This window comes from Faecalicoccus sp. LCP19S3_E2 (genome assembly GCF_052121255.1).
Lineage (GTDB): Bacteria > Bacillota_I > Bacilli_A > Erysipelotrichales > Erysipelotrichaceae > Faecalicoccus.
Genome location: NZ_JBQKEP010000011.1, coordinates 43,403 through 55,296 on the forward strand (window position 1 = coordinate 43,403; position 11,894 = coordinate 55,296).

General features: G+C 40.9%; 12 protein-coding genes and 1 other annotated feature. All 12 genes read left to right on the forward strand.

The window, feature by feature from the left end:
• Positions 1-60 precede the first annotated feature (60 nt).
• Positions 61-3,132, forward strand: a complete 3,072-nt coding sequence (gene dnaE, locus ACTQX6_RS09790) for a DNA polymerase III subunit alpha (RefSeq protein ID WP_441657447.1) — start codon at positions 61-63, stop codon at positions 3,130-3,132.
• Positions 3,133-3,150: 18 nt separating this feature from the next.
• Positions 3,151-4,035 carry a UDP-N-acetylmuramate dehydrogenase gene (gene murB / locus ACTQX6_RS09795; protein WP_294688537.1) on the forward strand — a complete coding sequence of 295 codons (885 nt, stop codon included), beginning with the start codon at positions 3,151-3,153 and terminating at the stop codon, positions 4,033-4,035.
• A gap of 221 nt (positions 4,036-4,256) precedes the next feature.
• Complete coding sequence (locus tag ACTQX6_RS09800) at positions 4,257-4,721, forward strand: B3/B4 domain-containing protein (protein ID WP_294688539.1); 465 nt, start codon at positions 4,257-4,259, stop codon at positions 4,719-4,721.
• A 97-nt stretch (positions 4,722-4,818) separates the two neighbouring features.
• Positions 4,819-4,888, forward strand: a sequence feature (ribosomal protein L21 leader region).
• Between the two features lie 17 nt (positions 4,889-4,905).
• Positions 4,906-5,208 (forward strand): 50S ribosomal protein L21, encoded by a 303-nt coding sequence (rplU, locus tag ACTQX6_RS09805; protein ID WP_022789150.1) that lies wholly within the window; start codon positions 4,906-4,908, stop codon positions 5,206-5,208.
• 2 nt (positions 5,209-5,210) lie between these two features.
• A complete protein-coding gene (locus ACTQX6_RS09810; protein WP_117446697.1) occupies positions 5,211-5,525 on the forward strand; it encodes a ribosomal-processing cysteine protease Prp in 315 nt (104 codons plus the stop codon).
• 2 nt (positions 5,526-5,527) lie between these two features.
• Positions 5,528-5,812, forward strand: coding sequence for a 50S ribosomal protein L27 (gene rpmA, locus ACTQX6_RS09815; protein ID WP_022789148.1), 285 nt, complete (start codon positions 5,528-5,530; stop codon positions 5,810-5,812).
• A 48-nt stretch (positions 5,813-5,860) separates the two neighbouring features.
• On the forward strand, positions 5,861-7,144 hold the full coding sequence (obgE, locus tag ACTQX6_RS09820; RefSeq protein WP_195221923.1) for a GTPase ObgE: 1,284 nt from the start codon (positions 5,861-5,863) through the stop codon (positions 7,142-7,144).
• Between the two features lie 162 nt (positions 7,145-7,306).
• Positions 7,307-8,056 (forward strand): exodeoxyribonuclease III, encoded by a 750-nt coding sequence (locus ACTQX6_RS09825; protein WP_168965552.1) that lies wholly within the window; start codon positions 7,307-7,309, stop codon positions 8,054-8,056.
• A 15-nt stretch (positions 8,057-8,071) separates the two neighbouring features.
• Positions 8,072-8,650, forward strand: coding sequence for a Holliday junction branch migration protein RuvA (gene ruvA, locus ACTQX6_RS09830; protein WP_117447304.1), 579 nt, complete (start codon positions 8,072-8,074; stop codon positions 8,648-8,650).
• A 14-nt stretch (positions 8,651-8,664) separates the two neighbouring features.
• The gene (gene ruvB / locus ACTQX6_RS09835; RefSeq protein WP_117447306.1) at positions 8,665-9,660 is read left to right on the forward strand and encodes a Holliday junction branch migration DNA helicase RuvB; all 996 of its coding nucleotides are present in this window, start codon (positions 8,665-8,667) and stop codon (positions 9,658-9,660) included.
• An 81-nt stretch (positions 9,661-9,741) separates the two neighbouring features.
• Positions 9,742-11,295 (forward strand): single-stranded-DNA-specific exonuclease RecJ, encoded by a 1,554-nt coding sequence (locus tag ACTQX6_RS09840; RefSeq protein WP_294688544.1) that lies wholly within the window; start codon positions 9,742-9,744, stop codon positions 11,293-11,295.
• A 61-nt stretch (positions 11,296-11,356) separates the two neighbouring features.
• Positions 11,357-11,878, forward strand: a complete 522-nt coding sequence (locus ACTQX6_RS09845) for an adenine phosphoribosyltransferase (RefSeq protein ID WP_117447302.1) — start codon at positions 11,357-11,359, stop codon at positions 11,876-11,878.
• Positions 11,879-11,894 lie beyond the last annotated feature (16 nt).

The following is an 11,894-nucleotide window of genomic DNA, read 5'->3' on the forward strand; positions in this document are numbered from 1 at the left end:
GTTCATTTGAACACTTTTTTCATTTCCTGTACAATGAAAAAAAAGAAAGGAGGTTCTTCTATGGTTCATTTACATGCCCGCAGTTGTTACAGCCTTTTAGAATCCAGTCTGCGTGTGGAAAGACTGGTTGATCAAAGTGCGGCGTTGGGATATCGACATGTGGCATTAACGGATAAAGATGCGATGTTTGCCACGATGAAGTTTTATAAATATGCTTTATCAAAAAATATACATCCCATTCTTGGACTGGAGCTGGATGTACAGATGAAACAGGGACCTTCTACTTTTATCCTGCTTGCGAAAAATGATCGCGGTCTGCAGAATTTGTATGCGCTATCGACACAGAGAATGCAGATACAGAATACTGTAACCTTTGAAGAATTATGTAAGCGAAGTGCAGATTGTGTCGTAATTTCCTGCGGCATACAAGATCATGACATCCTCAATGGCTGGATCTTACATGATGATACAGAAAAGCTGAAAGAGTATTTTATAACGTGTAAAAACAGTTTCCCTTGTTTTTATGCCGGTATTGCCTGTAATGATTCCGGTTTTTGGCGAGCCAAAAATATCGAATTAAAAAAATTGGTTCGATCATTATCCATCCCGACTTGTGCTTTATCGTATATTCTTTATGAAAAAAAAGAAGATGTCAAACAGCTGCGTATCTTAAAAGCTATTCAAAAACAGGCACGCATACATGATCAAAACTTAAATGTTTTAAACGATCGTTATATTCGCTCCATGAAGGAGATGGAATCATTATATGATTCGGAGGATCTTCAAAAAACCGAAGAAATTGCCAAGATGTGCAATGTGCAGATGGCTATGGAAAAAAGCCATTTACCGGTCTTTCAAAATAAATTAGGCATTGACTCGTCTTCTTTTTTGATCAAGCTGTGTAAGGCCGGACTACAAAAGAGACTGCATAAAAAAGAGAATGAAGTCTATACAAAACGACTGGAATATGAATTATCTGTGATTACACGGATGGGCTTTACTAACTATTTTTTGATCGTCTATGATTTTATTCGTTTTGCCCGCACAAAGGGCATTTATGTCGGACCGGGGCGAGGCAGTGCAGCCGGTTCTCTGGTTGCATATTGTTTAGGAATCACGCACATCGACCCCATTCAGAATCATTTATTGTTTGAACGTTTTTTAAATCCCGATCGTGTTTCTATGCCGGATATTGATACCGATTTTCCCGATGATCGTCGCGATGAGGTCATTGAATATGTCAAAAACTTGTACGGTGAGCAGCATGTCTGTCATATTGTGACATTCAACACATTAAAGGCAAAACAGGTCTTACGAGATGTAGGTCGGGTGTATTCAATTTCTTCTTCCAAAATTGATTCCTTGACCAAATTAATTCGAAACGTACCCAATATGACGCTGCGACAGGCCTATCAGGAAAATACAAAGTTTCAATCTTTAGTTCAAAAAGATGATCTTTTAAAAGAATTGTATTATAACTGTCTGGCTTTAGAAGGCTTGCCACGCCATATTTCCTTACATGCCGCCGGTATTGTTTTAAGCGATCAGCCGATTACTAATGTATGTCCTAAAGTACAGGTGGATGCGGATAATCAGGCTACCCAGTTTACTATGGAATATCTGGAAGAACTGGGCTTGATCAAAATGGATTTTCTGGGCTTAAGAAATTTGACAACGATTGATCAAATCGTTAAACAAATTCAAAAAAAGACACACCAGCCTTTTGATATCTTAAAGATTCTATTAAACGATCAAAGAACGTATCAGTTATTGGCAAGAGCCGATACCCTGGGTGTTTTTCAGTTGGAGAGTTCAGGCATTCAAAGTTTGCTTAGAAAAATGAAGCCATCACGGTTTGAAGATATCTGTGCGGTACTGGCCTTATATCGTCCAAGTGCCATGCATAATATTGATCTATATATTGCGCGTAAAGAAGACCCTCGAAAGATCGAATATCCTCATCCTTTGACCAAGCCGATCTTGGAGGAAACCTATGGCATCATGATCTATCAGGAGCAGGTCATGCAGATCGCAAGAGCGATTGGTAATTTAAGTCTGGCACAGGCCGATTCTTTGCGTAAGGCGATGTCTAAGAAAAATCATGAACAGATAGAAAGTTATAAGGAGTTATTCATTCAAGGTGCTTTGCAGCATCAATGTACGTTTAAACAGGCCAATGGCTTGTTTGATACCATGGCCCAGTTTGCCAGCTATGGCTTTAATAAATCACACAGCTATGCCTATGCTCTGATTGCCTATCAAATGGCGTATTTAAAGGCTAATTATCCTTTATATTTTTATCAGTGTTTATTAGACAGTGTGATTGGTTCGGAAACAAAAACCAATCAGTATCGGCAGGAATGTATGCATCGACATGTTAAGATCTTATGTGTGGATGTCAATGCTTCACAGGATCATTATCATATTGAAAATCAGGCATTGCGTATGCCGCTGCAGGTATTAAAAGGAATCGGACAATCTATTTATCCGATCATCTTAAAAGAGCGTCAGAATGGAGTGTATAAAGATTATATTGATTTTGTCGTTCGATGCAATGCCAGAAAACTGACCGAATCCAGCATGCGTATTTTGATCGATGGTGGTGCTTTAGATTCTCTTGGACTCAATCGTGCTACCATGCATGAAAATTTAGGACGAGTTCTAGTCTATGCCGATTTAGTACGAACTGAAGCGATGGGACAGATTTCCTTTGATTTTTCAGTTGTCTCTAAGCCTAATTTGATCAAGGTCAAAGAAAATAAAATGGAGCGAGCCAGGAAAGAGTTCATGGTCTATGGCTTTTATTTAAGCCAACATCCGGTACAACAGTTACGACAGGAAACATTTAAACAATGTATTCCTTTTTCACAGGCTGAAAATAAAAATGGCTTTATGCAGGTGATTGGGCGAGTGACCAGCTTTCGTACCCATACGACAAAGCAGGGAGAGCTTATGTGCTTTGTATCACTGGAAGATGAAACCGGAAAGATCGATATCGTACTGATGCCGGCTGTATATGCGAAGGAAAAAGATCAAATTGCCAAAGATCGTATTGTCTTTGTGCAGGGAAATAAAAATCGCCCTCAGTCGATCGTAGCACGAAAACTTCGCTGGATCGATGCGGAAAGCTAAAGAAAGAAGAGGTCTATTTTGAAAGATATTTTTGATAACACGACCATTTATAAGAATGAATTATTAAAAAAATACACATATACAAAGACAGGAGGACCGGCGGATTATTTAGCCTTACCGGAAACGATTGAAGCGCTTTGTGACTACATTGCTTATGCCAAAACAAAGAAAATACCTTACCTTGTCTTAGGAAATGCCAGCAATCTGATCGTACGGGATCAGGGTATCGAAGGCTTAGTCATCTTAACGACACAACTAAAACAGATCCATGTCAAGGAAAATCGAATCGTTGCCCAGGCCGGAGCCAGCTTGAAAGCGGTCTGTGCCAGGGCTTGCGAATATGCACTTAGCGGCTTGGAATTTGCCTGTGGCATACCGGGAAGCATCGGTGGGGCTGTTTATATGAATGCCGGTGCTTATGATGGACAGATTGATGAAGTCTTTTACGGTGCCACGGTTTTAACGGAAAAAGGAACGATTGAAACATGGACAAAAGAACACATGGATTTTTCGTATCGTCACAGCATTTTACAGGAAAGAAAAGCGATTGTATTAGAGGCAGAATTTCAACTGACTCCTGGTGATCCGTCAAAAATTCAAGAAAAAATGGATCATTTAATGGAACTTAGACGCAGTAAACAACCTTTAGAATATCCATCCTGCGGCAGTGTCTTTAAACGGCCCAAAGGACATTATACCGGCGCTTTGATTCAACAGGCCGGACTGCAGGGATTAAAGTGGGGTGGAGCGCAGATCTCTGAAAAACATGCCGGCTTTATTGTGAACATCGATCATGCGACCGGAAAAGATTATGAGGAATTGATTGCCTATATACAAAAAGTGATCGATCAAAAATTTGGTGTACATTTAGAACCGGAAGTTCGAATCATAGGCAGAAGATAAATAAAGAGAGGTAGGAAACCATGAGAGTAAAAGTTGATATTGATCAAGCATTATTTACGCAATATAGAGATATCCGTTTAGGTTGTATTTAATTTGATGCGATGGTTCAGGAATCCCAGCCAAAATTCTGGGAACATGTAGATAATGATGTGATACCCGGCATAAGACAGTCTTTAGAGGGAAAGGAATGGAATTAAATTCCCGGTGTTAAAGGAAGTCGTTTGGCGTATAAGGCTTTTGGAAGAAACCCAGGCAGGTATCGGGTTTCTTCGGAGGCTTTATTACGCAGGGTACGACGTTTAGATCCTTTGTACCGTATTAATATAGTTGTCGATGTCAATAATCTGATTTCAATACAAAGTGGCCTGTCTGTTGGATCATATGATATAGAACAGATCAAGGGCGATGTTCTTCTTCGTAAAGCCGGTTTCCAGGAAGGCTATATAGGGATTGGAAAATCATTTATCGACATGGAAAATATGCTGGTGCTTGCGGATCAGAAAGGAATCTTCGGTTCTTCCTTGTCTGATTCTATCCGTACCATGGTGACAATGCGATCTCAACATATTTTAAGCGTTATCTATTGTTTTGAAGCAGAGCTTGATCTCTCATCACTTTTGGATACATCCAAACTTTTGCTTGCGGAATATGCCGGGGCAAAGAATGTTGAAACATGGATCGTCTGATCTCGCGTTCGAAGGATAGATTTCTAAGGAAATAAATGGATTCTTTCTTGACGAAGACGATCAGATTTTATATACTACCTATGTTGCAGATTCTGTTCTGATCTTGCAACCGCACAAAAAAGGTAAAAAGTGAGAAATCCACCTTCATGGCGAGTATCAGGAACATAGAATAGGAGGTGCTTGCATGTACGCAATTATTGAAACAGGCGGAAAACAGATCAAAGTTGAAAAAGATGCTGTGATCTTCGTAGAAAAATTAGATGCTAACGAAGGAGATACAGTTACATTTGATAAGGTTTTATTCGCTGATGGAAAATTTGGTAAACCTTATGTAGAAGGTGCTAAAGTTACAGGAACTGTTGAAAAACAGGGTAAAGGTAAGAAAATTACGATTGTAAAATATAAACCTAAAAAATCTTCTACACGTAGAAAACAGGGACACCGTCAACCTTACACTCGTGTTAAGATCGAAGCAATCGAGGCTTAATTATGATCAAGGTCATCCTGACATATCATAAGGATCAGGTGTCAAGTATTCAGATTACCGGACATGCGCAAAGCGGTCCCTATGGACAGGATATCGTGTGTGCCGGAGTCAGTGTTGCAAGTATCGGTGCTTTAAATGCACTGGATGTATTATGTCATGAAGATTGTGCCCTGCAGATGCAGGATAATCGGATTGATATTCAGGTTTTAAATCATACGGATAAGGTTCAAAATTCTCTGGATTTTCTAAGAATTCAACTGGAAACAGTAAGCGAACAATATCCGCAATCCATTCAAATCACAAGAAAAGAGGTGTAAGTATGCGTTTTAGTTTAGATATTCAGTATTTCGCTTCTAAAAAGGGAGTTGGTTCTACTAAGAACGGTCGTGATTCCCATTCGAAACGTTTAGGGGCCAAAGTAGCCGATGGTCAGTCTTGTCATGCCGGAAGCGTTATCTATCGTCAGCGTGGTACAAAGATTCATCCGGGAACGAATGTAGGACGTGGTGCTGATGACACATTGTTCGCAATGGTCAGCGGTGTTGTACGCTACGAACGTCTTGGTAAGGATAAGAAGAAAGTTTCTGTTTATCCACAGGCATAGTTGATAAGATCCCTTCGGGGATCTTTTTTTCAAGAAGGAGGAAATCTTATGTTCGTTGATCAGGTCAAAATACATGTACAGGCGGGAAAAGGCGGTGACGGTATCGTTAGCTTTCGTCATGAAAAATATGTAGCTTACGGTGGTCCTTTTGGCGGCGACGGCGGAAATGGCGGCAGTGTCATCTTTCAGGCGGATCCGGGTATGACAACTTTGCTGGATCTGCGCTATCATCGAAAAATCAAGGCCACTCCCGGTGAAAAAGGAAAAAATAAAAAGATGCATGGGGCCAATGGGGAAGATAAGATTGTCAAAGTTCCTTTAGGTACGATCGTCAAAAGAGAAGATACCGGACAGATTATTGCCGATCTAACCGAGCCACATCAGCAGCAAGTCATTGCCAAAGGCGGTAAAGGCGGTCGCGGCAATTATCATTTTAAATCCAGCCGGAATACCGCACCAAAATATGCGGAGTTAGGAACGCTGGGGGAAGAATTTGACTGCATTGTGGAGCTTCGTGTATTAGCAGATGTTGGTCTTGTCGGTTTTCCAAGCGTTGGGAAATCCACTTTATTGGATGCGGTATCCAGAGCAAAACCGGAAATCGGTGATTATCCATTTACAACGATTTCACCCAATGTCGGTGTCGTACAGACTAGAGATGGCCGCAGCTTTATCATGGCAGATCTGCCCGGCTTGATTGAAGGTGCCAGTACCGGAAAGGGTTTAGGACATCAGTTCTTACGTCATATTGAACGTTGTCGTGTTATCGTGCATGTCGTTGATATGGGAGCCGAAGAAGGCCGTGATCCATTGGAAGATTATAAGATCATTAACGATGAGCTTGGATCTTATCAAATTCGTTTACTGGAAAGACCACAAATTGTAGTAGCAAATAAAATGGATCTGGAACATGCCGAAGAAAACTTAAAGCGCTTTAAAGAAGCTTATCCGCATGTTACGGTATATCCGACTACCACTATCATTCATGAAGGAATCGAGCCGGTTTTGACAAAGGCAGCCGATCTTTTGGCGGTAACTCCGGCCTTTGCCATCACCGATGGTGAAATGAAAAACGATGGTGTTGTTTATACCTTTGAAGAGAAAAAGAGCGATCTTCAAATTCAACAAGTGGATTCTCATGTATGGGAAGTTTCCGGGCCAAGAGTGGAAAGAGTCTTTGATATTCAAAAACTGAATACCGAAGAAGACTACTTTGAATTTGCCAATAAAATGCGTTATCTTGGTATTGATAAGGCATTGCGCGAGGCTGGATGTGAAGATGGCGATACTGTACAGTTATTAGGCTATGAATTTGAATTTGTCGAAAGTTAAAAACTATTTGCATAAAATGAATCGATCGGAATATGGGATGATTTCTGTATTCCGATTTTTTACATCCTCTTCTTATATGTAAATACAAAGACAATGTGCATTCTTTTTATAGGAATGAGAAAAGATATGCTAGAATATACATAGTTTTAAAGGAGACACTTTATGAAATTAATATCATGGAATGTAAATGGAATCAGAGCTTGTATCAATAAAGGTTTTATCGATATCGTAGATACACTGGATGCCGATATTTTTTGTTTACAGGAAACAAAGGCACAGCCGGAGCAGATTGAAATATCTAAAGAATTATATCCCTATCAGTATGCATATAGTGCTGTTCGAAAAGGTTATAGCGGGACTATGATTTTGTCTAGAAAGGAACCGCTTTCAGTTTCTTATGGTCTGCAGATTGAAGAACATGATCAGGAAGGGCGTGTCATCACGGCTGAATTTGAAAACTTTTATTTAGTGACGGTTTATACACCAAATTCCGGAGATGGACTAAAGCGTTTAGATTATCGCATGGAATGGGATAAAGCATTCAGTTCGTATATTCAATCGTTGGATAAGCCTGTTGTGATCTGTGGTGATCTTAATGTGGCCAATGAAGAAATAGATATCAAAAATCCTAAGACAAATCGAAGAAATGCAGGCTTTACCGATGAGGAGCGAGATAGCTTTAAAGCTAACCTCTTACCGTATTTAAAGGATACGTTCCGTACCTTATACCCAGACAAAGTGCAATATTCCTGGTGGAGCTATCGTTTTAATGCTCGTAAAAACAATGCCGGGTGGCGCATTGATTATTGGCTGGTAAGTCCGGAACTGATGGAAAAAGTAGAAGATTCTAAAATATTAACAGATATTTATGGTAGTGATCATTGTCCAATCGAATTGGATATTACACTGTAAAGGGAGGATTTTCTTTTGATAGCATTTATACAGGGACCGGTACGACTCATACGAAATGATACGATCGTTTTAGATGTACAGGGTGTAGGATATGAGGTCTATGTGAGCCATCCTTATAATTTTAAATTGGGAGAAGATCAGTTTTTATACACCTATCAACATGTGCGGGAGGATGCGATCCTTTTATTTGGTTTCGTGCATGAAAAGGATTATGAAGTTTTTATGCGTTTGATCAATGTAAAAGGAATCGGACCGCGTACGGCATTAAATATGTTAGGAGCCTGTTCAGGAAAAGAGATGATACAGGCCATCGAAGAAGATGACGTAAAGCGATTAAAGGCATTGCCGGGTATCGGGGCAAAGACGGCATCACAAATCGTTCTTGATCTAAAGGGAAAATTTGTATCGGCCATTGAAGAAGAAAGTGTGGATACAAATCCTGTCTGGGAAGAAGTTAAAGAGGCGCTTTTATCCCTTGGTTATAAAGGAAATCAGCTGACAGGGGTAAAAAAAGAATTGGCTTCACAGGATATCAGTGTGGATGCGATGCTTCGTAAGGCATTGGCTTTGCTTGCGAAAAGAAATGGGGTATAAATTTGGATAGAGAAATGGATGCACATATGCAGGAGCAGGACAACTTTGAAAAAACGCTTCGTCCCAGCACCTTGCAGGAATATATCGGCCAGAAAGATTTAAAACAGAATCTCAGTGTTTTTATCCGTGCTGCCAAACAGCGTCAGGAAGCCCTGGATCATGTTTTGTTGTATGGGCCACCGGGATTGGGAAAAACAACATTGGCTTATATCCTGGCCAATGAAATGCATGGAAACATCAAAACGACAAGTGGTCCCAGCATTGAAAAAAGTGGAGATTTAGCGGCCATTTTGACGACTTTAGAGCCAGGCGATGTATTGTTTATCGACGAGATACACCGCTTGCCAAAACAGGTGGAAGAAGTGTTGTATCCGGCCATGGAAGATTATTGTCTGGATATTTTAGTGGGGAAGGATAGTGCCACTGTACACAATATCCGTCTGACCTTACCGCCTTTTACTTTGGTGGGAGCTACAACCAGAGCCGGCGATTTAAGTGCACCTTTGCGTGATCGTTTTGGTATCGTATCGCAGTTAGAATATTATGCATTGGAGGATTTAGAAAAGATCGTAAATCGAACCAGTCATGTGATGGATACTACGATCGATCCGGAGGCCACACATGAAATTGCCTTGCGCTCTCGCGGCACACCGCGTATTGCCAATCGTTTATTTCGAAGAGTACGGGATTTTGCGCAGGTCTATAATGAAGGAATCGTTTCACTGGATGTGGCCAAGGATGCTTTGGATCGTTTAAAGGTCGATCATCTGGGGCTGGACGCAGTCGATCATAAATACTTACGTGGTATTATCGAACGCTTTAAAGGTGGCCCTGTAGGTTTGGAAGCGATTGCCTCCAGCATTGGAGAAGAACCGATGACCCTGGAAGATGTGTACGAGCCTTATTTGTTGCAGATTGGTTTTATCAACCGAACACCAAGAGGTCGTGTGGCAACACCAAAGGCTTATGAGCATCTACAAATTAGCTATCAAAATCCTTTGTTTGAATAAGTCGGAAAAACCGACTTTTTCTTTTTGTCCTTTCCAAGCTTTTGTACCATAAAATATTAGGAAGCGTGCTATAATAGTTGCATGGCAAATTTAACAACATTTTCAGAAAAAGTTTTACGATATTTAGAACCGGATGAAAACCGGTGGTCTTACTGGCTTGAAAAACAAGAGCTTCAAGCCGTCAGCGATGCCTCTTGTATGCATGCATTTGTGGATTGTATTAAAAATGCGCGAGAACAAAACAAGAAAGTGATTGTCTGTGGAGATTATGACTGCGATGGTATTCTGGCAACGACAATCATGGTGGATGGCTTGCAGAAGTATGGCTTAGAAGTCGGATTCTATATTCCGAACAGAATCAAGGAAGGATATGGGCTTAACTGCAACACTGTCTCATTGGCTCATAAAAAAGGCTACGAGTTGTTAGTGACGGTCGATAATGGGGTCAAGGCGCACGATGCACTTTCACTTGCCAAAGAAAGTGGTATGGAAACAATTGTAACCGATCATCATCGAATTGAGGAAGAGATTTGTTGTGATGTACTTGTGCATCCCACAAAAATGGAGGAGTCTTTTTCAACGCTATGTGGTGCGGCTGTTGCCTATGAGTGCATACGGGCACTAGGTGTCGATACACCTTATCACTTGATTCTGGCATCCATCGCCAGCATCGGTGATGTTATGCCGGTAACCCATCAGACAAGAGCATTGATTCAAAATGGCTTACAGCTTTTAAATACATCAAAAGAAAAACATACTTATATCTTGGCCAATGATGGCATGTTGAATGAAACTAGCGTTGGTTTTCAGATCGTGCCTAAATTAAATGCGATTGGTCGTTTAAGCAATATGGCCAATGTGAACAATGCGGTTCGTTATTTTCTAAATCAGGATGAACGAGAGATTCGTCGGTTCTACGATCAGATCGTTCACGTCAATGATATGCGCAAACAAATCAGTACAAAGATGACAGATTGTGCTTTGCGTAAGTGTACCCCGCAGGATCCTGTCTCACTGGTCAGTGATCCAAGCTTTCATGAGGGCATCATCGGTCTTGTGGCCGGCTCTTTATGCAGTCAGTTTCAAAAGCCGGCTATCGTGCTGGCACAAAATACGGATAGCTATAAAGCCAGTATGCGTTCCCCGGAAGGTTTTGACTGTATGGATTTTTTATCCGGGTTTGACGATTTTAGAGCCTTGGGTGGTCATACACAGGCAGCTGGTTTTTCTCTGGATCTACAAAGCTTTCCGGCATTTGTCAAATATGTCAAAAAAGCCGGAGCAGCTTTTCATTGGACACCTTTACAAAAGGAAACTCTGCACATCGAACCGGAAGATATCACAACGCAGTCTGTACAGAGTCTGGATGCTTTACGACCGTTTGGACCGGGTTTTCAGCTGCCGGCTTTTGAAATTTCGCCAGTCAATATCAAATCGGTTTATGATCTAAGCAATGGAAAGCATCGACGGTTTACGCTGCAAAGCGGCTTACAGTGTTTATGTTTTAACATCTCGCCATCCGATAAGGCAAAAAGTGTAAATTCAATCAGGGGATTTGTCGGTTCACCGCAAATCAATTATTATAGAGGCTCAAAACGAGTCAGCTTTATCATCGATCAAATTCTCTATAAGTGAAATGTCATTGTTTCAGTGTAGGGATTCATGTAAAATAGAAGTAATTTAAAGGAGATCACATATGGATATTAAACAATACATTGCCAGTATTCCCGGCTTTCCCAAGGAAGGTATCATTTTTCGGGACGTAACACCGATCTTGAAAAATCCGGATTGTATGAAATACGTTACTGAAAAACTTTCGGCATTTGCCAAAGAGGTAAAGGCAGACTTGATCATTGCCCCGGAGGCACGAGGTTTCTTTTTCGGTATTCCGGTGGCCTTGGAATGTCATGTTGGTTTTGCGCCGGTACGAAAACCCGGTAAGTTGCCAAGGGAAACAATGTCACAGTCATATCAGCTGGAATATGGTGTGGATGAGCTGCAAATGCATGTTGATGCCATTCAAAAAGGAATGCGTGTTGTCATCATTGATGATTTATTAGCTACCGGAGGTACGGTAGAAGCGATGATCAAGATGGTGGAATCCAAACAGGCAGTCGTGGCAGGAATTGGATTTGTGATCGAATTGGATGATTTAAAAGGTAAAGAAAAATTTAAGGATATACCGGTGTTTTCTCTGACACATTTTGAAGGAGAATAGGGATCAAAGAAAGGAG